The 22,135-nt window shown below is 65.5% G+C and carries 23 protein-coding genes; 15 read left to right on the top strand and 8 right to left on the bottom strand.

All coding sequences use genetic code 11. The annotated features are described in order from the left end of the window. Nucleotides 1–14: 14 nt before the first annotated feature. The 5 genes from ACVMB0_RS34305 to ACVMB0_RS34285 all read left to right on the top strand — a co-directional run bounded on the left by ACVMB0_RS34305 (nucleotide 15) and on the right by ACVMB0_RS34285 (nucleotide 5,875). Nucleotides 15–704 (top strand): TetR/AcrR family transcriptional regulator, encoded by a 690-nt coding sequence (locus ACVMB0_RS34305; RefSeq protein ID WP_461349021.1) that lies wholly within the window; start codon nucleotides 15–17, stop codon nucleotides 702–704. 168 nt (nucleotides 705–872) lie between these two features. After that, nucleotides 873–2,585: a sulfatase-like hydrolase/transferase gene (locus ACVMB0_RS34300; RefSeq protein ID WP_456797806.1), complete on the top strand. Its 1,713-nt coding sequence runs from the start codon at nucleotides 873–875 to the stop codon at nucleotides 2,583–2,585. A 176-nt stretch (nucleotides 2,586–2,761) separates the two neighbouring features. Then, nucleotides 2,762–3,940: a COG1470 family protein gene (locus tag ACVMB0_RS34295; RefSeq protein WP_461349020.1), complete on the top strand. Its 1,179-nt coding sequence runs from the start codon at nucleotides 2,762–2,764 to the stop codon at nucleotides 3,938–3,940. Next, nucleotides 3,937–4,923, top strand: coding sequence for an ABC transporter ATP-binding protein (locus ACVMB0_RS34290; protein ID WP_461349019.1), 987 nt, complete (start codon nucleotides 3,937–3,939; stop codon nucleotides 4,921–4,923). The genes ACVMB0_RS34295 and ACVMB0_RS34290 overlap by 4 nt, the downstream gene beginning before the upstream one ends. Then, on the top strand, nucleotides 4,913–5,875 hold the full coding sequence (locus tag ACVMB0_RS34285) for an ABC transporter permease (RefSeq protein WP_456753444.1): 963 nt from the start codon (nucleotides 4,913–4,915) through the stop codon (nucleotides 5,873–5,875). Before ACVMB0_RS34290 ends, ACVMB0_RS34285 begins: the two co-directional genes overlap by 11 nt. Before the next feature lie 209 nt (nucleotides 5,876–6,084). Here the strand turns inward: ACVMB0_RS34285 and ACVMB0_RS34280 are convergent, their stop codons facing one another. The 3 genes from ACVMB0_RS34280 to ACVMB0_RS34270 form a co-directional block, all read right to left on the bottom strand. Beyond that, a complete protein-coding gene (locus tag ACVMB0_RS34280) occupies nucleotides 6,085–7,644 on the bottom strand; it encodes an ABC transporter permease/substrate-binding protein (RefSeq protein ID WP_461349018.1) in 1,560 nt (519 codons plus the stop codon). Next, nucleotides 7,641–8,429 (bottom strand): ATP-binding cassette domain-containing protein, encoded by a 789-nt coding sequence (locus tag ACVMB0_RS34275; protein WP_461349017.1) that lies wholly within the window; start codon nucleotides 8,427–8,429, stop codon nucleotides 7,641–7,643. The genes ACVMB0_RS34280 and ACVMB0_RS34275 overlap by 4 nt, the downstream gene beginning before the upstream one ends. Nucleotides 8,430–8,628: 199 nt before the next feature. Beyond that, the gene (locus tag ACVMB0_RS34270) at nucleotides 8,629–8,844 is read right to left on the bottom strand and encodes a hypothetical protein (protein WP_076866967.1); all 216 of its coding nucleotides are present in this window, start codon (nucleotides 8,842–8,844) and stop codon (nucleotides 8,629–8,631) included. A 231-nt stretch (nucleotides 8,845–9,075) separates the two neighbouring features. Between ACVMB0_RS34270 and ACVMB0_RS34265 the strand changes: the two genes are divergently transcribed. The 4 genes from ACVMB0_RS34265 to ACVMB0_RS34250 all read left to right on the top strand — a co-directional run bounded on the left by ACVMB0_RS34265 (nucleotide 9,076) and on the right by ACVMB0_RS34250 (nucleotide 11,435). Continuing rightward, complete coding sequence (locus ACVMB0_RS34265; RefSeq protein ID WP_212022280.1) at nucleotides 9,076–9,912, top strand: metal-dependent phosphohydrolase; 837 nt, start codon at nucleotides 9,076–9,078, stop codon at nucleotides 9,910–9,912. 165 nt (nucleotides 9,913–10,077) lie between these two features. Beyond that, a complete protein-coding gene (locus tag ACVMB0_RS34260) occupies nucleotides 10,078–10,749 on the top strand; it encodes a hypothetical protein (protein WP_461349016.1) in 672 nt (223 codons plus the stop codon). 35 nt (nucleotides 10,750–10,784) lie between these two features. Next, a complete protein-coding gene (locus tag ACVMB0_RS34255) occupies nucleotides 10,785–11,057 on the top strand; it encodes a DUF3551 domain-containing protein (RefSeq protein ID WP_461349015.1) in 273 nt (90 codons plus the stop codon). Between the two features lie 117 nt (nucleotides 11,058–11,174). Further along, nucleotides 11,175–11,435, top strand: coding sequence for a DUF3551 domain-containing protein (locus ACVMB0_RS34250; protein ID WP_461349014.1), 261 nt, complete (start codon nucleotides 11,175–11,177; stop codon nucleotides 11,433–11,435). Between the two features lie 84 nt (nucleotides 11,436–11,519). On the opposite strand, the gene ACVMB0_RS34245 is transcribed toward ACVMB0_RS34250, so the two are convergent. Continuing rightward, entirely contained in the window at nucleotides 11,520–12,443 is a 924-nt protein-coding gene (locus ACVMB0_RS34245) for a ketopantoate reductase family protein (protein ID WP_461349013.1), read from the bottom strand. Between the two features lie 200 nt (nucleotides 12,444–12,643). On the opposite strand from ACVMB0_RS34245, the gene ACVMB0_RS34240 reads away from it, so the two are divergent. Continuing rightward, on the top strand, nucleotides 12,644–13,459 hold the full coding sequence (locus tag ACVMB0_RS34240; RefSeq protein ID WP_461349012.1) for an ABC transporter ATP-binding protein: 816 nt from the start codon (nucleotides 12,644–12,646) through the stop codon (nucleotides 13,457–13,459). Beyond that, a complete protein-coding gene (locus tag ACVMB0_RS34235) occupies nucleotides 13,459–14,244 on the top strand; it encodes an ABC transporter permease (RefSeq protein ID WP_461349011.1) in 786 nt (261 codons plus the stop codon). The genes ACVMB0_RS34240 and ACVMB0_RS34235 overlap by 1 nt, the downstream gene beginning before the upstream one ends. Nucleotides 14,245–14,261: 17 nt before the next feature. Here the strand turns inward: ACVMB0_RS34235 and ACVMB0_RS34230 are convergent, their stop codons facing one another. Further along, nucleotides 14,262–15,191 carry a phosphatase PAP2 family protein gene (locus ACVMB0_RS34230; protein WP_461349010.1) on the bottom strand — a complete coding sequence of 310 codons (930 nt, stop codon included), beginning with the start codon at nucleotides 15,189–15,191 and terminating at the stop codon, nucleotides 14,262–14,264. Nucleotides 15,192–15,390: 199 nt separating this feature from the next. Further along, nucleotides 15,391–16,239, bottom strand: a complete 849-nt coding sequence (locus tag ACVMB0_RS34225; protein ID WP_461349009.1) for a helix-turn-helix transcriptional regulator — start codon at nucleotides 16,237–16,239, stop codon at nucleotides 15,391–15,393. Between the two features lie 92 nt (nucleotides 16,240–16,331). Here ACVMB0_RS34225 and ACVMB0_RS34220 point away from each other — a divergent pair, with 92 nt between their 5' ends. Next, nucleotides 16,332–17,225 (top strand): SDR family oxidoreductase, encoded by an 894-nt coding sequence (locus ACVMB0_RS34220; protein WP_461349008.1) that lies wholly within the window; start codon nucleotides 16,332–16,334, stop codon nucleotides 17,223–17,225. A 17-nt stretch (nucleotides 17,226–17,242) separates the two neighbouring features. Beyond that, a complete protein-coding gene (locus ACVMB0_RS34215; protein ID WP_461349007.1) occupies nucleotides 17,243–17,968 on the top strand; it encodes an SDR family oxidoreductase in 726 nt (241 codons plus the stop codon). A gap of 83 nt (nucleotides 17,969–18,051) precedes the next feature. On the opposite strand, the gene ACVMB0_RS34210 is transcribed toward ACVMB0_RS34215, so the two are convergent. Further along, nucleotides 18,052–19,377 (bottom strand): 4Fe-4S binding protein, encoded by a 1,326-nt coding sequence (locus ACVMB0_RS34210; RefSeq protein WP_461349006.1) that lies wholly within the window; start codon nucleotides 19,375–19,377, stop codon nucleotides 18,052–18,054. Between the two features lie 331 nt (nucleotides 19,378–19,708). After that, nucleotides 19,709–20,158: a cupin domain-containing protein gene (locus tag ACVMB0_RS34205; RefSeq protein ID WP_456753458.1), complete on the bottom strand. Its 450-nt coding sequence runs from the start codon at nucleotides 20,156–20,158 to the stop codon at nucleotides 19,709–19,711. A 169-nt stretch (nucleotides 20,159–20,327) separates the two neighbouring features. Between ACVMB0_RS34205 and ACVMB0_RS34200 the strand changes: the two genes are divergently transcribed. Next, nucleotides 20,328–21,353, top strand: coding sequence for an ABC transporter substrate-binding protein (locus tag ACVMB0_RS34200; RefSeq protein ID WP_461349005.1), 1,026 nt, complete (start codon nucleotides 20,328–20,330; stop codon nucleotides 21,351–21,353). Between the two features lie 12 nt (nucleotides 21,354–21,365). Continuing rightward, nucleotides 21,366–22,067 carry an NUDIX hydrolase gene (locus ACVMB0_RS34195; protein ID WP_456753460.1) on the top strand — a complete coding sequence of 234 codons (702 nt, stop codon included), beginning with the start codon at nucleotides 21,366–21,368 and terminating at the stop codon, nucleotides 22,065–22,067. Nucleotides 22,068–22,135 lie beyond the last annotated feature (68 nt).

The raw sequence follows: 22,135 nt of genomic DNA, 5'->3' as shown, positions 1-22,135 counted from the left end.
CTAGAGCAGGGCCGATGCGCCGCCCCGCCAAACCGCAATCCATCCGTCCGGCCAAGCCGCGTCGCGCCGCTGCGCGCGCGGCGGCGGCCAGGCCCTATCATCATGGCGACCTTCGCCGGGTCCTGATCGACGCCACCATGCAGCTGGTCGGCGAGGGCGGGCCGGAGGCAGTGAGTGTGCGCGAGGCCGCCCGCCGCGCCGGGGTGTCGCCCGGCGCCCCGTTCCGGCATTTCCCGAGCCGCGATGCCCTGATGAACGCGGTGGCCGAGGAGGCGCAGCGCCGCTTCCGCTTCGAGATCGAGACCGCGCTGGCCGATGCGCCGGCGGATCCGCTCGGCCGTTTTCGCTGCCTCGGGATCGCCTATCTGCGCTGGGCGATGAACAACCCGACCCATTTCGAGATCATCTCCAGCCGCCGCTTCTTCGACCACGACCGCTCGGCCGGGGTGTCGAGCGACAATGCCGAGTTGATCGGCCTGACCGAACGCACGCTGGCTGAGGCCTTTTCGGCGGGGCAGCTCGCGGCGCGCGACCTGAAGCAGGTCCAGGTCGCCGGCCGCGCGCTGGTCTACGGCTTTGCGCGGATGCATATCGATGGGCATCTGCCGCGCTGGGGTGTCGGCGAAGCGGCGGTCGAGCGGATGGCCGCTGACATCGTCGACCTCTTCATTGCGGGCATTGCAAAGCCTGCGGTGAAGGTCTGAGGCAGGCCGCACCAGCCCGGCGTGCACCGCGCGGGCAAATTCATTGCGCATTCATGACGATTCAATTACGGTTTTATGACATGGTGCAGACACCGGCTGTGCCGTGTGCCTCCTGGCCGTTGCCAGTCAAGGCCGTGGCATTGCGCCGGCTAGTATTGCGTCCCGCCCATGGCGCCCGCGCCTCAGCAAAACTCGTCCGTTGCCGCGCTCGCCGGCGGTCTCGCCGCGATCGGCATCTGGCGGTTGATGGCGGTCGCCGCACCGCATCTCGGCGCGCTGATCCTGATGCTGCGGACCGAGACCGATTTCGGCTCGCGGCTCTGCTTCCTGCTGACCTGGGGAATCCTCAACTGCCTGTTCATCGCGCTGCTGCGCCGGCCGGCGCTGTCGGGCGCGCTGTCGCTGACGCTGGTCGTGGTGCTGGTGCTGCTGTCGCGCTTCAAGCACGACGTGGTGCAGATGACCGCGAACTTCGTCGACCTGATGGTGATCGATCGCGACACCGCGGCGTTCCTGCTTACGATCTTCCCGAACCTGCGCTGGTCGATCATCGGCGCCGGCCTCGTCACGCTGCCGCTGATGTACGCGCTGTGGTGGCTCGATCCGTTCCGCATCCGCCGCCTGCCGGCCGCGGCCGCCTGCCTTGCCTGCACCGCCGCGCTCTCGGGCTATGCCTTCGCCTGGCCTGACGAAGCCTGGCGCGGCTATTACGACGACGGCTATCTGTCGAAATTCGCGCGCTCCGGCGTGACCGCGGTGTCCGACTTCGTCGCCTATGGTTTCATGGAGTCGGATCCGAGAGCGAGCGACCAGCTCAAGATGCCGCTGGTCGACGCCTGCCATCCCGCCGGACGCCGGCCGAACATCGTCATGATCCATGATGAATCAAGCTTCGACATCCGCGCCGCATCCGGCGTCAAGGTGCCGCCGGGCTATGGCAGTCAGTTCAAGTCCTATGACGGGATCGAGCGCAAATTCCTCGCCGAGAGCAATGGCGGGCCGAGCTGGTTCACCGAGTACAACGTGCTGGCGGGACTGTCCTCGCGCTCGTTCGGTCGGTTTTCGTATTTCGTCACCCGGATCGCATCCGGTCGGGTCGAACGCGGCCTGCCGCTGGCGCTGCGCCGCTGCGGCTACGATACGCTGTCGCTCTATCCGGCGTTCGGCGCCTTCATGAGCGCGCGCAATTTCCAGACCACGGCCGGCATCCAGCATTTCTACGATGCGCATGATCTGCATGCCAAGGATGTCGAGCCCGACAGCTTCTTCTACGACAAGGCGCTGACGCTGATGGCGGACCAGAAGACATCGGGCACGCCGCTGTTCACCTTCGTCTATCTCGCCGCCAACCATTTTCCGTGGGAGACGAAATTCCGTCCCGATTTGCTGCCGGCGTGGAAACGGCCGGGCAATACGCCGGCGATCGACGAGTATCTGCGCCGGCAGACGATGAGTGCCAACGATTATGCCGGCTTCATCGCGGCGCTGAAGAAGAAGTTTCCGGCGCAGCCGTTCCTGATCGTGCGCTACGGCGATCATCAGCCGGAATTCTCGCCGCAACTGCTCGACCCCGAACTGGACGAGGCCGGCATCGGCAAGAAGCTGTTGGATTACGATCCGCGCTACTACGCGACCTATTACGCGATCGATGCCGTCAACTTCGAACCGGTGAAGAGCCCGGCGGTGATGGACACGATCGATGCCGCCTATCTGCCGCTGGTGATCCAGGAAGCCGCCGGCATTCCGCTCGATCCGTCATTCGAGGAGCAGAAGGCGATCATGCTCCGCTGCAACGGCGCGTTCTACTCCTGCAAGGACGGCGCAGAGGCGCGCCGCTTCAACCGCCTGTTGATCGACGCGGGGATCATCAAGGGACTTTAGACTAACGTCGTTAGACGAAGGTCGTCGCGCGAAACCGCGTGCATTACTCATTTGTAATTACGTCGCCGAGATTTCGTCACGATTGTTGCGATGATCTGTCGCGCCGCTGCCACGATGTCCATCAGCGCGCAGCGTCAAATCAACCAATCCGGCCCTTCTTGCAGGAGTGTTTGCCCATGCGAGCGCTCGATGTCGCGCGCCTTGTCGCCGCCTTCGGACTTGCTGTTCCCCTCGCCATTCCTTCGGCCCATGCCGCAGAGCCGCCTCACGATATCAAGGGGCTCTACATGATGACGGATTATCCGGCCGTCACCGTCAGACCCGGTACCACGTCCAACATCTCGCTGCGTTTGCAGAACTACGATCTCGGTCCGCAGCGCTATAAGCTTTCGGTCGAGGGCGTGCCGAGCGGCTGGACCGCGACGCTGCTCGGCGGCGGTCAGCCGGTCGCAGCCGCGATGCCGGCGCCCGACTCCAGCGTGCCGCTGCAGCTTCGGCTCGACGTGCCCGCCAACGCGTCGCTCGCCGAGCAGACGTTGACGGTGAAGGCCGAAGGGCAGGGCAGCGAGGCAACGCTGCCGATCGTGGTCGCGCTCGCCAAGGAATTGCCGGCAAAACTGACGGTGTCGTCGAAGCTTCCCGAATTGCGCGGCAGCCCGAAATCGAACTTCGAGTACACGCTGACCATCAAGAACGACAGCGGCCGCAACCTGGTCGCAAGCTTTGCCGCGGCGGCGCCGCAAAATTTCGAGACCTCGTTCACCGAGGCCTACGGCACCCAGGAACTGTCATCGATCCCGATCGATGCCGGACAGTCCAAGGACATCAAGCTCAAGGTGCGGCCGCCGAGTGCGATCGATGCCGGACATTTTCCGGTCAAGGTCACGGTCAATGCGGAGGATGCGTCGGCGCAGACCGAGGTTGCGCTCGACGTCGCCGGCCAGCCGCAGCTTCAGCTCTCCGGCCGTGATGGCCTGCTGAGCGCGCGTGCCGTCGCTGCCGAGCAGAGCACGATCCCGGTCGTCGTCACCAACAGCGGCACCGCGCCGGCCGACAATATCGAGCTCGCCGCAACCGCGCCGAGCGGCTGGAAGGTCACGTTCCAGCCCGCCAGGATCGAGCGGCTGGTGCCGGGCAAGGACACCGAGGTTCAGGCGCTGGTGACGCCGAGCGACAAGTCGCTCGCAGGCGACTACCAGCTCGCGGTGCGCGCCACCTCGCGCGGCGAGACCGCATCGAGCCAGTTCCGCGTCACCGTCAGTACGTCCACTGTCTGGGGCATGGCGGGCGCAGGTGTGATCGGCGTCGCGCTGCTGTTGATGCTGGGTGCCGTTGCGAGGTTCGGACGGCGATGAGCGCGCAGCAGAACAACAGTGCTGCCGCGCGGCCGGAGGCCGTTATCGCAGCGCGCGATCTCACCAAGCGCTACGGCAAGACCAGTGTCGTCGACGCCATCAACTTCGATATCGCCAAGGGCGAGGTGTTCGGGCTGCTCGGCCCGAACGGTGCCGGCAAGACCACGACCATCCTGATGATGCTCGGGCTCACCGAGATCTCGGCCGGCCGAGTCAGCGTACTCGGCTTCGATCCGGCGCGGCAGCCGTTGCAGGTCAAGCGGCGGGTCGGCTATCTGCCCGATGCCGTCGGCTTCTACGACCACCTGACTGCGGTGGAGAACCTCGCCTACGCCGCCAAGCTGATGGGACTCGCGATGGCCGAACGTTCGCGGCGGATCGCGGCGGCGCTGACCCGTGTGCGTCTGCTCGATGTCGCCGACAAGCGGGTCGCGACCTTCTCGCGCGGCATGCGGCAGCGGCTCGGGCTTGCCGAGATCATCGTCAAGCGCGCCGAGATCGCGATCCTCGACGAACCGACCTCGGGCCTCGACCCGCAGGCGACGATCGAATTCCTCGATCTGATCAGGGAGTTGAAGGCCGAGGGCATCACCGTGCTGCTGTCGTCGCACATGCTCGATCAGGTGCAGCGGGTCTGCGACCGCGTCGCGCTGTTCCGTGCCGGCAAGATCGCGATGATGGGCTCGGTGGCCGAGCTCTCGGTGCAGGTGCTGGGCGCGGGCTTCGTCGTCGAAGTCGAGGCCGACGGTGCCGGGATTGCCCGGCGGCTGGCGGCGATCCCGGGTGTCGGCAATGTCGAAACGCTGGCGGAAGACCGCTTCCGCATGACCGCCGACCGCGACGTGCGGGCCGACGCGGCCCGCGCGGTGGTCGCGGCCAATGGCGCCTTGCGGCGGCTCTCGGTCGACGAGCCGAGCCTCGAGGCGATCTACGCCCATTACTTCCAGGCCATCCCATCAGGAGGCGTGCGCGATGCGGCGTGAAGGTTCAGCATTCCAGGGCGTTGGCGCGGTCTTCGTCAAGGAGCTGTCGGACAACATCTCGAGCGTCCGCATGCTGATGCTCGAGCTTCTGATCGTGCTGACCGCGATGGCGGCGCTCTACGAGGCGATCGTCGCACTGCGCCAGAACACGGCGGAGGATCCATTCCTGCTGCTGCGCCTGTTCACCGTGAGCCAGGCGCCGCTGCCGTCCTTCGTCGCCGTCCTCGGCTTCCTGATCCCGCTGATGGCGATCGGGCTCGGCTTCGATCTGATCAACAGCGAGCACAACCGGCGCACGTTGTCGCGGATCCTGGCGCAGCCGATCTACCGCGATGCCCTGCTGCTCGGCAAATATCTCGCCGGGCTCGCGACCATCGCGATCAGCCTGACGGCGCTGTGGCTGCTGGTGATCGGGCTCGGCCTGATCTTCCTCGGCGTGCCGCCGGGCGGCGAGGAGATCGCCCGCTCGCTCGCCTTCCTGGTGATCGCGGTCTTCTATGCCGGCGTCTGGCTGTCGCTGGCGATGCTGCTTTCGATCGTGTTTCGCTCGCCGGCGACCGCGGCGCTGGTCGCGCTCGGCATCTGGCTGTTCCTGACCGTGCTGTGGCCGATGCTGGCGCCGGCGATTGCGCAGGCCATCGTGCCGCCGGATCCGCGCTTTGCCGCCCTCGGGCTCGATACGCCGGGCACGGCGATCTGGACCCAGCTGCTGCAACGCTTCTCGCCGAATGACCTGTTCGGCGAGGCGATGCTGGCGGTGCTGTCGCCGACCACGCGCACGCTCGGCCCGGTGTTCCTCGACCAGATCCGAGGTGCGGTGATGGGCGCCCCGCTGCCGTTCGGCCAGAGCGTGATGATCGCCTGGCCGCAGACGGTCGGCCTGATCGCCTGCACCATCGTGCTGTTCGTCGCGGGCTACGTCCTGTTCCAGCGCCAAGAGGTCAGGGCGTAAGCCTGACGACGTCATTGCGAGCGGAGCGAAACAATCCATCTGGCGTCTGGCGGCAAGCGGAGAGATGGATGGCTTCGTCGCCATCGCTCCTCGCAGTGACGACGGGACTAGAGCGTTTTCGAGCGAGGTGGCTACCGGTTCGCGTAAAGAAAACGCGTCAAAACACGAATCTAGAGCCCCGTTCCGATTCCATCGGAACGGAAAAGGCTCTAGCGTGGCCCGATCTTCTCCCAGAGCCAGCGCGCCACCGCGTCCGGCGACGATGATGCGTCATTGCCCGAGGCGCGCAAATTCGCCTCGCGCATCGCGGCGATGTCGATCTTGCCGAGCAGCGGCTGTAGCGCCGCCTTGAAGGCGTCGTCATCACGCCGCTGCGACGAAAGCAGCACGATCGCGTCATAGGGCGGGATGGCATGCCTGTTGTCCTCGAGCGCGACGAGATCGTATTTCGCGATCAACCCGTCGCTGGTGTAGCCCGCGATGACGTCGACCTCGCCGGAGGCGACCGCGGCATACATGAAGTCCGGCTGCATCTGGCGCTGGGCGCGGAAAGCCAGCCCATAGGCCTTCTGGATGTCGGCCCATTCCGGACGCGAGAAGAATTCATAGTCGCCGGCGATCGACATCGTCGCGGCGCGCGATGCGAGGTCGGCGATCGAATGGATGCCGAGCTGATCGGCGCGCTTCCTCGGCATCACCAGCGCATAGGCATTCTCGAAGCCGAGCTCGCCGAACAGCGTGATGTCCTGCTTGGCCAGCACGGCCTTCAGCTCCGCCAGCAGCTCGGCACGCGGCTTGATGTCGGCATGGTGGAACTGGTTGGCCCACAGCGTGCCGGAATAGTCGACATAGACGTCGATATCGCCTGACGCGAGCGCGTCGAAGATCACGTTGGAGCCGAGGCCGGCGCGGGTCGTGGCCGGTAGCCCGGCCGCTTGCAGCCGCTGCGCCATCAGCGCCGACAGGACATATTGCTCGGTGAAGGTCTTGGCGCCGACCACATAGCGCGCATGCGGACGGGCGAGTGCGGGCACCAGCGTTGCGCCGATCAGGGCGGCGATGCCGAGCCCGCCGAGCGCGGTGCGGATGCGGCTCTGACTGCGCAGGCCGTTCTCGATCAGCGCCAGCAACTGGTCGACGACAAGTGCGAGCACGGCGGCGGCAAAGCAGCCGAACAGCACGAACACCCAGTTCTGGGTCTGCAGCCCGGCGAAGATGTAGTTACCGAGGCTGGTCTGGCCGATCGGCGTCGACAGCGTCGCGGTGCCGATCACCCAGACCGCGGCGGTGCGGACTCCCGCCATCATCACCGGCAGCGCCAGCGGCAGCTCGACCATGGTGAGCGATTGCCGCGGCGTCATGCCGACACCTTCCGCGGCCTCCAGGACGGCGGGATCGACGCCCGACAGGCCGGTGATGGTGTTGCGCAGCACCGGCAGCATCGAATAGAGCGCGAGCGCCAGCACCGCCGGCAGGAAGCCGAAGGCGGAGAAGCTGAAGCCGAGCCACGCCGCGGTCAGCGCCGCGAGCGCCAGCAGCAGCGGGTAGAACAGCGCGAGCAGCGCGAGGCCGGGCACCGTCTGCACGATGCTGGCGAGCCCGAGCAGGGCGGTGCGCAGCACCGGTCGGTTGCGGGCGATGACCGCGAGCGGCAGGCTGACCAGCAGCCCGAGCGCCAGCGCCGACACGCTGACCCGCACATGACTGCCGAGATAGTCAGGCAGATGTGACAGCGCCTCGCTCCAGCGTGGATCGGCGAACAGGCTCATGCCGTGCCGTCCCGTGGCAGCAATGCGCCGAGCCGGTCCGCCTGTCGTCGCGGCGTGCGCATGAGCTCGCCGACATAGGCGTCGGTGCTGGCCGAGAGGTCCGCCGGCGTGCCCTGGGCCAGCAGCCGGCCGCCATGCATGACCGCGACACGATCGGACAGCAGCAATGCCTCGGTCATGTCGTGGGTGATCATGATTGTGGTCAGGCCAAGCTCGCGGTGCAGCGCGCGATAGTCGTCGCCAAGCGCGTCGCGGGTCAGCGGATCGAGCGCGCCGAACGGCTCGTCCATCAGCACGATGCGCGGCCTCGCGGCCAGTGCACGCGCGACGCCGACACGTTGGCGCTGACCGCCGGAGAGTTCGTGGGGGAGACGGTCGCGATAGTGCGCGCGATCGAGCCGCACCAGGTCGAGCAGCTCGTCGACGCGCGCCGCGACATCCGCTTGCGGCCAGCCGAGCAGTTTGGGCGTGATGCCGATATTGCCGGCAACGGTGAGATGCGGAAACAGCCCGGCACTCTGGAAGACATAGCCGATGCGGCGCCGCAGCAGGATCGGGTCGATGCGGCTGACATCCTCGCCCTCGATTGCGATCTGGCCGCGGTCGGCTTCGATCAGGCGGTTGGTGAGCCTGAGCAGCGTCGTCTTGCCGGACCCCGAGCCGCCGACAATGGCCAGGAATTCGCCCGCGGCCACGTCGAGCGAGACATCGTCGACCGCCACCACGCGACCATCGTCAAAACTCTTGCCGACATGCGCGTAGGCAATCAGCGGCGTTGCGGGCATTCCAGGGCGACCTCAGTCTCACGATCGTGAACGACAGTGATAGCCCATAAAACGGACTTTGACTCGAGGTGCAGGTGGTCGCACCTGCGGTTTCGCAAAAATGGACATTGGCCTGCGGCGCGAACGCCTGCGCCGCGCGGCTGCCGTTCCAGTCGGACCCGTGAAGTGGATCAGCCCCTTTCGGGGCTGTGAGCACACATCACACTTCGTTCTTGGGGACGTATTTGCCCATGATGCACTTGTAACTCTGCAGGTGCCATTCGTGATACGGGCCCTTGGCGAGCCAGTCGGCGATGCCGATTTGGGCATTTACGGCGCAGGCGCCCATGGTGATGCCTGATTGGTCGCTGTTGGTGACGACCTTTTCCATGCAGAGCTGAGCATTGCAGAGGATGGCGACGAGCGTAACAAGCATGATGGTCTTTATCCGTAGAATTAACCCGGTCTGAATCGAATCATGCACGGTTCATGCCACTATCAGTGGGCCGGGCGTCGCGGCCGGCAACACCGGTAAAGTACGGCGGGAGCCATTCGGTGCGTTCGGCAGCGCGTAGCCGCACGCCCGCAGATACGCTATACTCGTTGCCCAACTACGGCGTGAGATCGAGGGCGAACGAGGAACGTTGCGCGGTCGGGGGCTGCATCGATGATGACGTTACCTGAGTTGGCGGCAGGCGCTTTGGAGAAGTTCTTCGCCACGCATGTCAGCCGCACCTTCGGGGCTTCGCAAGCGCGCTTCGGCGAACTGCTGCCGGCCGCGGCGCGGATCGCGCTGGAATGCATCGGCAACAGCGATGCACTTTACCACAATGTCGAGCATACGATGCTGGTGACGCTGGCCGGGCACGACATCATTCGCGGCCGCGCGCTGCACACCCACGTCACCGCCGAGGATTACACCCACACCATCATCGCCTGCCTCACTCACGACATCGGCTATGTGCGCGGCCTGCTGAAGGGCGATGGCCCGGATGGGTACGTCATCGATGCCGCCGGCAACAAGGTGGTGCTGCCGCGCGGCTCGTCGGATGCCGGCCTGATGCCGTACCATGTCGATCGCTCGAAGCTGTATGTGCTCGACCGGCTCGAGGCCGTGCTCCCGCTCGATCGCGAGCGCGTCGCGCGCAACATCGAGGGCACGCGGTTTCCGGCGCCCGAAGGCCAGCAATATGACGACGAGGCCGCGATCGTCCGGGCGGCCGATTTCATCGGGCAGCTCGGTGATCCCAACTACATAAGGAAGGCCAACGCGCTCTATCACGAGTTCGAGGAAGTCGGCATCAACCGCCAGCTCGGTTATGAATCGCCGGCCGATATCGTCGACCGTTATCCGCAATTCTACTGGAACATGGTTGCGCCGCACATCCAGGGCGCCATCAACTGTTTGAACATGACGGCAAGCGGCCGCCAGTGGATCGCCAATCTCTACAGCAACGTGTTCCGCGCCGAGCGCGAGGTGACGTTGTCCGGCCCGCAGATCTGACGCAAGGCGGCCGGGCCGCGGCCTTTCAGCACGGGCTGTGGTGCGTTTCCCGCCGGTTTGCGGGGTCTCCACATTTAGGCCTGCTTCGTCGTTGCACAGTCCGTGGAAATCAGCGACCCTGAGTCCATGGACTTCCCGATTGACCGTGTTTTCGGCCGTTTCAGCATGATCTCCCGTTTCGCTCGATTGATTGCGGCTGCCGTCGTCTGCTGGCCCGCGCTCGCCGTCGCCGCGGGCCCGGTCTACGACGTCGATCTGTATGCGCTGATGTCGGGCACCTGCCGCAACGTGACCGTCGCGGGCCGCAGCTATAGCTGCAAGGCGGTCGCCTATTTCCACACCCTGCGCGGCCGTTCCGAATTCACCGTGGTGCTCGACGATCCCGCCGACAAGAGCCACATCGTCTCGTTCTCCGGCGAGAGCACCGAGCGCACCCAGGACAATCTGTTCGAGCTTTCGGTCGACCGGATGTTGCTGAAGTCGAGCGATCGTCCGCGCGTCGATGGCTTGCCGGTGCCGTTGGTCGAAATGTCGACGGGCTCCTGCCGCCAGGTCGGCAGTTTCATCACGCGGCAGGTGTCCACCGTCACCTGCACCGCCACCGACCAGAACGGCAAGAAGTACGAGCTGAGCTTCGAGTCGGACGGCACGCCGATGACCTTGCGCCGGTTGCGGCAATCGGCGCTGCCGTCCGAACGGCAACGGGCGCGCCAGATCGCGCAGCTCGAATGCCGCCTCAAAGCGCGCGCCGCCCAGGTGCTGCCGCGGGACACGACGGCCTTCATGATCCGTTGTCTCGGTGAAGGCGACGGCAAGCCGGCCGACGAACAGCGATAGCCGTGTGCCCTGCGCTCAGGCTTGAGGAGAACGCGATGCGCTTGACACGCTTCATCGTCGCCGTGATCGGCGTCGGCATTGCCGGGCCCGCTGCCGCGCAGATGTACGATCCGAACTATCCGGTGTGCCTGGAAGTCTATGGCGGCAGGCTGACGCCGGAATACATCGATTGCAGCTACACGTCGCTTCCGCAGTGCCAGGCAACGGCTTCGGGGCGCGCGGCGACATGCTCGGTCAATCCATTCTACAAGGGTCCAAGAAAGCCACCCAGGGAGCGGGGGCAAAGGCAGCGCCGGCCCGCCGATTAGCGGCTCGCGCATCGGGATGTTGCCCGCCTGCGATCGCCTGCATGGCTGTCGCGTCTCAGGTGCTGTTGACTAACTCCGGCGGTTGTGAGGAAACCCTGCAATGCCGAGGAGAGACCGATGTACCTGAAGCTGCTCGCGATCGCTGCATTTGCGGCCGCCCTGATTGGACCTGCCGCCGGGCAGGCCTATGACCCGAACTATCCGGTGTGCATGCAGGTCTTTCAAGGCAGGGCCGGAAACTACATCGATTGTAGCTTCACCTCGATCCCGCAGTGCCAGATGAGTGCGTCGGGCCGCGCCGCGATGTGCTCGGTGAATCCCTTTTTTGCGCCGCCGCTGCCTCCGAAGCGCCGGGTGCATCGCCATCGCGCGCACTGACGCGGGTGCGCGAGGCGCGTCGCTGTTGGACTATTCCGAACTGGTGCGCGAAGCGGGCCGGCAGATTTCGGTCTTGCTCGGCTATCAGGACGGCCTGCCCATCGCGTAAGGCTTCAGCACCGCGTAGAGGAAATCGTGCGTCGGCGTCGGGATGCCGAGCTTGCGGCCGAGCTCGACCACCTTGCCGTTCAGCCAGGGCAGTTCGAGCCGGTTGCCGCGCTCGAGGTCGAGCGCCATCGAGGCCTTCATCGCCGGCGGCGCATGACCGATGAAGGCGAGCACCTTCTCGAGCGCATCCGGCGGCAGCTTGATGCCGCTGGCGTGGGCGACCGCGATGGTCTCCTCGCAGGCCGACACGAACAGCGGGCGCAGATCGGGATCGTCGCGCAACCCGCCGATCGGCTGGCGCGTGACCGCGGTCATGCCGGCATTGGTGGCGAGGCCGACGAACTTCATCCACAGCTCGGTGTTGATCTGCTCGCTCAGCGTCGCATCGAAGCCGGCCTTCAGGCAGAGCTCGAGCAGCGCCTTGCCGCGCGGCGTGATGCGGCCGTCGAGCTCGCCGAAGATCATCCGCATGAAGCTGCCGACCTGGTTGATGACGCCGGGCTTGATGATCGAGGCGGAGATCTGCGCCACGCCGCCCATCACAGCGTTGGGTCCGAGGATCGGGATCAGCCGGTCGGGCGCATCGATGCCGTTCTGCAGCGGGATCACCGCGGTGTCCGGACCGACCATCGGTTTGATGTGTGCGCCGGCGCTTTCGACGTCCCACAGCTTGACGCAGAACAGCACGATGTCGACCGGGCCGACGCCGGCGGGATCGTCGGTCGCCTGGGTCGGCATCAAATGGCTTTCGCCACGGCCGCCCTGAACCTTCAGCCCCTCGCTGCGCATCGCGGCCAGATGGGCGCCGCGCGCGATAAAGGTGACGTCGGCCCCGGCATGCGCGAGCGCCGCACCAAAGCCGCCACCGACGCCGCCGGCCCCCACCACTGCGATCCGCATGATTATCTCCTGATCCTGCGATTTGGCCGGCAGCCTCGACGATGTCGCGCCAATTCGCAACCCCGCTTGCGCAGTGCGCAACCCCGCTGCGCTGAAAACTGCGTGACCGCGGCTTGGCCGTCTGCGCCATCTTCCTGCGTTGAACTTGCCGGCCCGAACCGCTAAGCCATTTCCGAAAATTCGGGGAGGAATGCGTGGCGATGACGGAGCCGACGGCGGTCGCGCTTGACAATGCGACGGTGGCGTTTCGGTTGGCGGATGGACGGGTCTATACCGCGGTCGAGCAGGCCAATCTTGCGGTGGCGCATGGCGAGTTCGTCGCCATTGTCGGGCCGACCGGATGCGGAAAGTCGACGCTGCTCAACGTCACCGCGGGGCTGCTGAAACCCGCGTCCGGATCGGCGCGGATCTTCGACAAGCCGCTCGGCGGCCTCAACCGCGACGCCGGTTATCTGTTCCAGGCCGATGCGCTGTTCCCGTGGAAGACCGCGATCGACAATGTCGCGATCGGCCTCGAGATCAGGGGCACGCCGCGGAGTGAGGCGCTGGCGCGCGCACAAAAATGGTTGACCTCGGTCGGGCTCGGCGCGTTCGCGGGCCGCTATCCGCACATGCTATCGGGCGGCCAGCGTAAGCGCGTGGCGCTCGCGCAAGTCCTGATCCGCGATCCGAAGATCCTCTTGATGGACGAGCCGTTCGGTCCGCTCGATGCCCAGACCCGGCAGATCATGGGCAACCTGCTGCTGGAATTGTGGACGGCCGACCGCAAGGCGGTGCTGTTCGTCACCCACGATCTCGAGGAGGCGATCGCGCTGGCCGACCGCGTCGTGATCATGTCGGCCGGTCCGTCTGCGCGCATCATCGGCGATTGGCGCATCACGCTCCCGCGGCCGCGCGACATCGCCGAGATCAGGATGGAGAAGGATTTCCACGCCCTGCACCGCGAGATCTGGGGCGTGCTGAAGGACGAGGTCATGAAAGGCTATGCGCAGTCGACACAGGCGGGGGCCGCCTGATGTCGCGCGTCACGCTGCTCTCCCTTCAGATTCTCGTCGCCGTCGTCACGCTGGCCTTGTGGCAGGTCTTTTCCACCGTGCCGGTGTTCGGCAAGGTGCTGCTGCCGCCGTTCTTCTTCTCCAACCCGGTCGACGTCTTCAGCCAGATCGTCAAATGGTTCTCGAGCGGGGTGATCTGGAAGCATCTGGCGATCACCTTGTGGGAATCGATCCTGGCCTTCGTGATCGGCTCGGTCGGCGGCATCCTGGTCGGCTTTTGGTTCGCGCGGCAGCCGCGCGTCGCCGCGGTGTTCGATCCCTATGTGAAGATGGTCAACGCGCTGCCGCGCGTCGTGCTGGCGCCGATCTTCGCGCTGTGGTTCGGGCTCGGCGTCTGGTCCAAGGTCGCGCTCGGCGTGACGCTGGTGTTCTTCATCGTGTTCTTCAACGTCTACCAGGGCGTCAAGGAGGTGCCGACCACGGTGCTCGACAATGGCCGCATGCTCGGTATGAACGAGCGGCAGCTGATGCGCCACGTCTACTGGCCGTCGGCGCTGTCCTGGATGTTCTCGTCGCTGCACACCTCGGTCGGCTTCGCGGTGGTCGGCGCCGTGGTCGGTGAATATCTCGGCTCGGCGGCCGGTCTCGGCTATCTGATCCAGCAGGCCGAAGGCGTGTTCGACGTCGCCGGCGTGTTTGCCGGCATGTTCGTGCTGTCGGCGTTCGTCATCCTGATCGACATGGGCGTGACGGTGGTGGAGAAGCGGCTGCTGGTCTGGCGGCCGACGGCGGCGGCGCGGGACTAGGGCCGCGAGATCAGGCTTCAGCGGCGGCGCTGATCGGCCCCGACATATTCGACTTGGTATGACGGCGAGGCGGCCCGGTGCGCAAACAATGTCCGCCACGACATCCGGCGCAGGCCGATCAGGCACAGGACGAGGGCCGCACCCGCGATCACGTCGATGAAATAATGGCCGCCGATGGTGGGCGTCGAGGCGATCACCAGCAGGTTCAGCACGAGGAACACAGGGAATAGCAGCTTCATGCCCCTGCTGGCGTAGATCAGGATGACGGCCAGCGCAGTATGGAAGGATGGAAAGGTGATCAGACCGTTCACGTCCGCCAGCGGGATGCGCGTCATCTGACCGGCGCGAAGCGCGTTGAAATCGGCCAGGTGATAGGCGTCGGCGCGGGCGACGACGTCAAACTGGACCCAGGCGCTGACGGCGGGGAAGATCCACGAGATCGGAATCGCGACCAGCAGCGCCATCATGAACAGCCAGACGAACTCGCGCATCTGTTCGAACCGCTCGCACGCGCTCAGCGACACCAGCAGCACCGCGGTCTGCGCCAGGCAGCTATCGTATGCGGTATCGAGGATGCTCTTGATCGCGGGGTGTTTGTCGACCCAATTGAAATAGGCCGGCCAGTCCAGATACAACGCGGCGTCGATCGCGGCGAGCTGGCGATCGATCAACGGGAATTTCGAGGTGACCGTCAGATAGCTCAACACCGCGGCGACCGCGGTGAAGGCGATCAGTTGTGCGCATGCGATGGCGAGTTCGGCGATGCGTCGATCAGGCCTGAACCGGACGTAGACCAGCGCGAGCGACGCAACGATCACGAACATGACCGCCTTGGCAGGGGGGAGCGCGACCGACATTCCCGACATGCGCAGCCACACCAGATCGATCACGGCAATGACGGCGATGACAAGCCACAAGGCCCGTGTCTCGATGACTTGACTGGTCATACGTCGTTACCCCGCTGCGTGGAAGCTGCATCGCATCTGCGCCTTAAGGTTGCATACCCTCATTCGTTAAAAATGCGGAGAATGCCGCGTTCGGCGATGCGGTGGTCGGCCTTCGGCGCGGGGATAAATCGGGTGAAAGGCGGCCAGGCGATGGTTAACGGTTCTCGGCTGCGCGGAAACGTCGCTGCGGCGGCAACGATCAGGTCGGTTGATCCGCCGGCACAGCGTTGATCAGCCGACGGATCTTTTCCGTCACCTCCGGGTCGATCGGATTGTAGACGATCATGCTGAGGTCGGATCGGCCGTCGACCGCGAACGCCGAATATTCGAACTTGACCGTGCCCAGGATCGGGTGCCGGAGCTGCTTGACGCCCTCGCCATGGGCGCGCACGTCGTTGTCGCGCCACAGCGTCGCGAATTCGGGGCTGAGCCGGCAGAGCTCGTCGACGAACGGTTGCACTTCGGCGGCCGCGCCGGCGCGTGCCGCATCGACCCTGAAGGCGCCGACCACGAAACGCGCGACGCTGGCCCAGTCGTGTTGCGCGGCGCGGACGCGCGGATCGAGGAACATGAAGCGCAGCACGTTGCGCTCGCGCGGCGGCAGCGATCCGTAGTCCGTCAGCATCACCGTCGCCGCCCGGTTCCAGGCGACGATGTCCCATATCGCGGTCCTGATCACGGCAGGTTGCGGCTCCAGCGCGTCGAGCACGCGTTGCAGCCGCGGCGTCACGCCTTCGCTTTTCTGGTAGCGCACCTCGGGTGTGCGGCCGAGGCCGAGCAGGAACAGATGCTCGCGCTCGACTTCGGTCAGCATCAGCGCACGCGCGATGCGGTCGAGCACGTCGGCCGACGGCGCGCCGCCACGTCCTTGTTCGAGCCAGGTGTACCAGGTCGCGGAGATGTTGGCGCGCTGCGCCACTTCCTCGCGCCGCAGGCCCGGCGTGCGGCGCCGCTCCGGCGGAAAGCCGAATGTCGCCGGATCGAGCTTGCTGCGGCGGTCCTTCAGGTAAGCGCCGAGCAGATTCTCTTGCGTGAGCGGTTCGCTCATCCTGTTAGCCATTATACCATGATAAGGTCACTACTTTACCACGATAGCGCGGCGCCCCAGATTTGTCTCCAGCAAAACATGGAGACTTTCTGATGCGCGTGTTTGTCACTGGAGCCACCGGTTGGGTCGGCTCCGCCGTCACCAACGATCTGATCGCTGCCGGCCATCAGGTGCTCGGCATGACCCGATCCGACAAGGGCGCGGAAGCGCTCGCTGCCGCCGGTGCCGGGGTTCATTACGGAACGCTGGAAGATCTCGACAGCTTGAAGAGCGGCGCCGCGCAGGCCGATGCCGTGATCCACTGCGCGTTCAATCACGACTTTTCGAGGTTTGCGCAGAACTGCGCGGACGACCGGCGCGCGATCGAGACGCTGGGTCGCGTGCTCGAAGGCTCGACGCGTCCGCTGATCACCACCTCGGGCGTCGCGCGGGTGGCACAGGGCCGCGTCGCGACCGAAGAGGATCCACCGATTCCGGTCTCCGAGGCCTATCCGCGTGCGTCCGAGGAAACGACGATGGCGCAAGCCGCGCGCGGCGTGCGTGCCGCGGTCGTGCGCCTGCCGCCCTCGGTGCATGGTCACGGCGATCATGGCTTCGTGCCGCGCCTCGTGGCATTTGCGCGCGAGAAGGGCGTCTCGGCCTATATCGGCGAGGGACAGAATCGCTGGCCCGGCGTGCATCGCCTCGACGCGGCACGCGTCTATCGGCTCGCGCTCGAACGCGGCGTCGAAGGCGGCCCGTTCCATGCGGTCGCCGATGAGGGCGTGCCGTTCAAGGCGATCGCCGAGGTCATCGCCCGCCGGCTCAACGTTCCGCTGCTGTCGAAATCGCCGGAGGAGGCGGCCGAGCATTTCGGCATGTTCAGCAGGTTCGTCGCTTTCGATGTGCCGACCTCGAGCGCCCGAACGCGCGCGCGGCTCGACTGGCAGCCGCAGCAGGCGGGGCTGCTCGCCGACATCGATCATCCCGCTTATTTCGCACAGTAAGCGGCGGAGCAAGAACCATGACGGAAGCCATGATGTCGCTTGCCGGCAAGCGCGTGATCGCAATCGGGGGATCGTCGGGGATCGGCTTCGCCGTCGCCGCGCTCGTGCAGGAGCGGGGCGCGCAGGTGGTGATTGCCTCCAGCAACCCGGCCAACGTCGATGCGGCGGTTGCGCGGCTGCCGGGATCATCAGGCACGACCGTCGATCTGCGCGACGAAGCCAGTGTGTCGCGCTTCTTCGACCAGGTCGGCAGCTTCGATCACCTCGCGATCACGGCAGGCGATCAAGGCCTGCCGGTGTTCGGTGCGACGCGCGATCTCGACCTCGCTGTCGCGCGCGAGACTCTCAATCTTCGTTTCTGGGGCTCGCTCGCGGCGGTCAAGCACGCCAGCCGCGCGATCGCTGCGAATGGATCGATCACGCTGACCGGCGGCATGCTGGCGCATCGTCCGCAAAAGGCGATGCCGTTCGTGACCGCGGCGGCAGGCGCCATGGAGAGCCTGGCCCGCGGCCTTGCGGTCGATCTGGCGCCGGTGCGCGTCAATGCGGTGTGCCCGGGGCTCATCCTCACCGAGCGCGTCAGGCAGATGCCGGAGGAGCGGGTGCGTGGCTATGTAGCAGGCTTACCATTGCCGCGCGCGGCATCGCCGAGCGAGGCGGCCACCGCCTATGTCTATCTGATGCTGAACAGCTACGTCACCGGGCAGACGCTTGCGGTCGATGGCGGCGGGCTGTTGGTGTGAGATCGTGACCCGCCGATGTCACGCATGCAAAGAGGCGTGTTACGGCTGCGCCTAACCCGCCCCTACGCAGGGAAGCATTCGACTCAGAGCGGGAAGCACCGCATGTAGGCCGCGAACAGCTTCTCATCGCTGACGCTCACCAGCTCCGAGGCGATCGCGTCGGCAAGGTCGAGGTCGCGATTCTGCACGCGCAGCCATGCCGTTGTGTCGCCGGTGATGGTCAGGGTCGCCTCTCCGACATGCCGCCCCGGCACCACCTGAAGCTCCTTGCCCTTGATCGTGACCGTCATGTCCAGCGCGCTGGCTCCGGTGAAGCGCAGATGCGTCACGAGATCGAGGCCGCGCGCCCGGCCGCGCTGGAATCCGAGCGAGAGCGAGAAGATATAGGCCTGGATGCTGCCGGTATGGCGGCCGGACGTGACCTGCTGGACCTTCTTGTGCGGAAAGCGCCGGGTCACCGTGTCCTCGGCGTCGGTGTCCGGGATCACATAGACGAACTCGTCCTTGTCGATCAGCGGCTGCACCACGTCGGCGAAATGCGCCTCGCGATTGTCCAGAAACGGCCCGATCACGTCTTCGCCGGCCGGGCAGGCCGAGATGCAATAGGCCGCCTTGTAGCCCGGCTTGAACGACAGCGATTGCCAGACGTTCATCGTCTCGGTGCGCGGCACCCGGGCGCGATAATCGCTCGCGTCCTTCGCGTCCGCGACCTTCTCCACCCACTGCGCGAAGTTGCCGAGAAAGTCGTGATAATTGTGGGTGTGGCAGGACAGGAAATCGAAGCCGCCGTCCGGCTTGATGGCGCCGACCGGGCAGGCCGCGATGCACAATTTGCATTCCAGGCACGGATTATAATCGATCGGCTGGTCGTGAGCGTCGACCTCGCAGCCGAGCAGGATGGTGCCGAGCAGCACGAAGCTGCCGAATTTCGGGTGGATCACGCTGCGATGGATTCCCATCCGCCCGAGTCCGGCCTCGACCGCGATCGGCTTGTGCTGGACCATCATGATCCGCGGCAGGTCCATCTCCATCGGGAACGCGGCGACCGAGTTGCAGGCCGGGATGCCGTGCTCGTCGAGCGCGCGAACGATGGCGCGGGCGGTTTCGTTGACGTGATCGTAGGTCGAGTGGAATTCCTCATTGGCGACCGACCGCGCCGGCGAGCGCACCGGCTCGCGGTTCATGTGGCAGACGATCGCGAGCAGGGAACGCGTCCGGCCGTAGACCTTGCGGATGAAGTCGCGCTGCGGCGCGATCGCGGCGCGTTCGAATTCGATGACGCCGACATCGTCGGCCCCGCAATTGCGCGCGATCTCCTTGATCAGCTCCGCCGACACCGGGAGGTCGGGGGCCGGCTGGCTGCTGCGCGCCCGCACAGCCCTGACCGTGGGGTGATCGTCGAGGCTCATGGTCCATGTTCTCTATAAATGACGATCATCATATTATGGAGCGAGCCGATACGAGGCAAGTGAATTATCTGTCAGTCGCCATGTAATGGAACTGGCGTCATGCGGGGAGACTTGCACATGCCCGGATGACGCTCATGCGCAACCCAGCGAAGTCAGCACCGTCATCCCCGCGCAAAGGCTTCGCCTTTGTCGCTGGGGGTGCGAGCGGAGCGAGCCTCGAAGGATGCACGGCCCAAGCTATGCCGATTCATCCTTCGAGGCGAGCCCAGCCGCGCAAGAGCGCCGCCGGGCGCGCACCTCAGGATGACGGGGAAGGTCTGTTAAGTCCGGATCAATCCAGCAGCTTGGTATCGTCAGGCGCCTGCGGCGGCGTCTTGATCGCGATCGCCTTGAAGGCGCGGCCGTTCGGCTTGGTGCCGCCATGCGGCGTGCCCTTCGGGATCACGATCAAATCGCCCGGCTTCACCGTCACTTCCTTGTCGCCGAGCCAGACCGTGCCGGTGCCTTCCAGGATGAACTGCATCTCGTTGGTGTTGGGGTGCATGTGCTTCGGCACATTGCCGTCCTGGATCGAGACGGTGGCGCCGTCGGCCGAGACGAACATTTTCGAGCGGAAGCCGACCTTGTTGGCGTCGCCGAGCTTGTCGCCCTCCATCTCACCGGTGTGGATCACCTGCGCGGTGATGCTTTCGGCGGCGAGTGCCGGCCGCAGCAGATGGGTGACGCCGCAGCCGGCGGCAAAAGCGGCGGCAATCGACAGCGCGGTCGCAATCCGATTCATGGAAAACCTCCCTTGATGTCTGCCTTGAAGCATTCTTGGTGCTTCTTCGGCGTTTTCTTGTAGTCGCGATGCTATGCCGCCGCCGCAGGCTTGACCAGCACCCGGAAAGTCGCCTTCTCAAGCCATGCCGGCTCCTCTATCTTGCCGGTCAATTCGATCGGAGGACGTCATGAACAAATGGCTTGGCAGGCTTGCCGGAACGCTGCTGACGCTGACCCTGTCCACGGGCCTTGCCGCGGCGCAAAGCAAAATCACCATCGCGGTCGGGGGCGGCGCCTGCCTGTGCTATCTGCCCACCGTGCTGGCCAAGCAGCTCGGCGAATATGACAAGGCCGGGCTTGCGGTCGAGTTGGTCGACCTCAAGGGCGGCTCGGATGCGCTGAAAGCCGTGCTCGGCGGCAGCGCCGACGTCGTCTCCGGTTATTTTGATCACTGCGTCAATCTCGCCGCCAAGAAACAGGAGCTGCAGGCCTTCGTGGTCTATGACCGCTATCCCGGCCTCGTGCTGGTGGTGTCGCCGAAGCACACCGGCGAGATCAATTCGATCAAGGATCTTGCCGGCAAGAAGGTCGGCGTCAGCGCGCCGGGCTCCTCGACCGACTTCTTCCTGAAATACCTGTTGAAGAAGAACGGCCTCGATCCGGCCGGCACCGCCGTGATCGGCGTCGGCCTCGGCGCCACCGCGGTGGCCGCGATGGAGCAGGGCCAGATCGATGCCGCCGTGATGCTCGATCCCTCCGTCACTGTGCTGCAAGGCAGCCACGCTGACCTCAAGATCCTCAGCGATACCCGCACCCAGCACGACACGCTCGCGGTGTTCGGCGGCGAATATCCGGGCGGCGCGCTCTATTCGACCGCGGCCTGGGTCAACGGCCACGACAAGGAGGTGCAGGCGCTGACCAATGCGATGATGGCGACGCTGGCCTGGATCCATTCGCATTCCGCCGAAGACATCATGGCCAAGATGCCGGAGGAGATCGTCGGCAAGAACAAGGACCTCTATCTGGCCGCGCTGAAGAACACGATCCCGATGTTCTCGGAAACCGGCAAGATGGACCCCAAGGGCGCCGAGGCCGTGCTCGCGGTGTTCAGCGAAGGCTCGCCCGAGGTCGCGAAGGCCGGCATCGACGTCACCAAGACCTACACCAACAAGTTCGTCGATCAGGTCAAGAAGACGACCGGAAGCGCGAAGTAAGTTCATAAAGACATGCAGTCCCCGCTGATTTGTCGCGTCACTGCGCTCGACCTCGCCTTGCAGCGGCGGCCCTGGCCGTTCGCCGACCAGCGGCGCGTCGAGATCGACGCGCATTTCGCCGAGCAGCAGCGGCTGAACCCGAACCTGTGGAACGGCCGCGTGCTGCTCGGGCGCGATCCGGTGTTTGCCGGCGAGCGGCTCAGCGCGAGCTATTTCGAGACCGATTTCGCAAGCTTCCTCGCCTGGCGCGACTGGGGATTCCCGGACAAGGAGATATTCAACGGCTTCGGCATGGGCGCGCTGCTCTCGAGCGACGGCGCCTTCGTCTGCGGGGTGATGGGCGAGCAGACCGCGAATGCCGGACGGATCTATTTTCCGTCAGGCACGCCCGATCTCGACGACATCAGGGGCGAGACCGTCGATATCGCGGGCAGCGTGATGCGCGAGCTCGAGGAAGAGACCGGGCTCATCGCAGCGGATTGCCATGCCGATAGTGACTGGCACTGCATCTACACCGGCGTTGCGCTGGCGATGATGCAGATCCTGCGCGTCGATATGCCAGGCGATGCGCTGCGTGCTCGGATCGAGGCCAATCTCGCACGGCAGGACAATCCCGAACTCGCCGGTATCCACCTGGTGCGCAGCCGCGCCGATCTTACCCCCGCCATGCCGCGCTTCGTCACCGCGTTCATCGAAACGCAGCTGCCGGCGTAGGGTGAGGCTCACTTGGGGGCGCGCGTGACTAACACTGTCCGTCATTGACGGCTCCCGACCAGGAGCAA

This window comes from Bradyrhizobium sp. USDA 4451 (assembly GCF_054822585.1).
The sequence above is the reverse complement of the archived record's forward strand: the minus strand, read 5'-3'. Positions and strand labels throughout refer to the sequence as shown.

What these genes read in the sequence shown, in the direction of transcription:
- ACVMB0_RS34245 (WP_461349013.1), bottom strand. Translation starts at nt 12,443, where the DNA reads ATGCGGATCGCAGTGGTGGGGGCCGGCGGCGTCGGTGGCGGCTTTGGT.
- ACVMB0_RS34255 (WP_461349015.1), top strand. Translation starts at nt 10,785, where the DNA reads ATGCGCTTGACACGCTTCATCGTCGCCGTGATCGGCGTCGGCATTGCC.
- ACVMB0_RS34215 (WP_461349007.1), top strand. Translation starts at nt 17,243, where the DNA reads ATGACGGAAGCCATGATGTCGCTTGCCGGCAAGCGCGTGATCGCAATC.
- ACVMB0_RS34295 (WP_461349020.1), top strand. Translation starts at nt 2,762, where the DNA reads ATGCGAGCGCTCGATGTCGCGCGCCTTGTCGCCGCCTTCGGACTTGCT.
- ACVMB0_RS34285 (WP_456753444.1), top strand. Translation starts at nt 4,913, where the DNA reads ATGCGGCGTGAAGGTTCAGCATTCCAGGGCGTTGGCGCGGTCTTCGTC.
- ACVMB0_RS34280 (WP_461349018.1), bottom strand. Translation starts at nt 7,644, where the DNA reads ATGAGCCTGTTCGCCGATCCACGCTGGAGCGAGGCGCTGTCACATCTG.
- ACVMB0_RS34300 (WP_456797806.1), top strand. Translation starts at nt 873, where the DNA reads ATGGCGCCCGCGCCTCAGCAAAACTCGTCCGTTGCCGCGCTCGCCGGC.
- ACVMB0_RS34210 (WP_461349006.1), bottom strand. Translation starts at nt 19,377, where the DNA reads ATGAGCCTCGACGATCACCCCACGGTCAGGGCTGTGCGGGCGCGCAGC.
- ACVMB0_RS34220 (WP_461349008.1), top strand. Translation starts at nt 16,332, where the DNA reads ATGCGCGTGTTTGTCACTGGAGCCACCGGTTGGGTCGGCTCCGCCGTC.
- ACVMB0_RS34260 (WP_461349016.1), top strand. Translation starts at nt 10,078, where the DNA reads ATGATCTCCCGTTTCGCTCGATTGATTGCGGCTGCCGTCGTCTGCTGG.
- ACVMB0_RS34305 (WP_461349021.1), top strand. Translation starts at nt 15, where the DNA reads ATGCGCCGCCCCGCCAAACCGCAATCCATCCGTCCGGCCAAGCCGCGT.
- ACVMB0_RS34230 (WP_461349010.1), bottom strand. Translation starts at nt 15,191, where the DNA reads ATGACCAGTCAAGTCATCGAGACACGGGCCTTGTGGCTTGTCATCGCC.
- ACVMB0_RS34205 (WP_456753458.1), bottom strand. Translation starts at nt 20,158, where the DNA reads ATGAATCGGATTGCGACCGCGCTGTCGATTGCCGCCGCTTTTGCCGCC.
- ACVMB0_RS34195 (WP_456753460.1), top strand. Translation starts at nt 21,366, where the DNA reads ATGCAGTCCCCGCTGATTTGTCGCGTCACTGCGCTCGACCTCGCCTTG.
- ACVMB0_RS34240 (WP_461349012.1), top strand. Translation starts at nt 12,644, where the DNA reads ATGACGGAGCCGACGGCGGTCGCGCTTGACAATGCGACGGTGGCGTTT.
- ACVMB0_RS34270 (WP_076866967.1), bottom strand. Translation starts at nt 8,844, where the DNA reads ATGCTTGTTACGCTCGTCGCCATCCTCTGCAATGCTCAGCTCTGCATG.
- ACVMB0_RS34225 (WP_461349009.1), bottom strand. Translation starts at nt 16,239, where the DNA reads ATGAGCGAACCGCTCACGCAAGAGAATCTGCTCGGCGCTTACCTGAAG.
- ACVMB0_RS34250 (WP_461349014.1), top strand. Translation starts at nt 11,175, where the DNA reads ATGTACCTGAAGCTGCTCGCGATCGCTGCATTTGCGGCCGCCCTGATT.
- ACVMB0_RS34290 (WP_461349019.1), top strand. Translation starts at nt 3,937, where the DNA reads ATGAGCGCGCAGCAGAACAACAGTGCTGCCGCGCGGCCGGAGGCCGTT.
- ACVMB0_RS34275 (WP_461349017.1), bottom strand. Translation starts at nt 8,429, where the DNA reads ATGCCCGCAACGCCGCTGATTGCCTACGCGCATGTCGGCAAGAGTTTT.
- ACVMB0_RS34265 (WP_212022280.1), top strand. Translation starts at nt 9,076, where the DNA reads ATGATGACGTTACCTGAGTTGGCGGCAGGCGCTTTGGAGAAGTTCTTC.
- ACVMB0_RS34200 (WP_461349005.1), top strand. Translation starts at nt 20,328, where the DNA reads ATGAACAAATGGCTTGGCAGGCTTGCCGGAACGCTGCTGACGCTGACC.
- ACVMB0_RS34235 (WP_461349011.1), top strand. Translation starts at nt 13,459, where the DNA reads ATGTCGCGCGTCACGCTGCTCTCCCTTCAGATTCTCGTCGCCGTCGTC.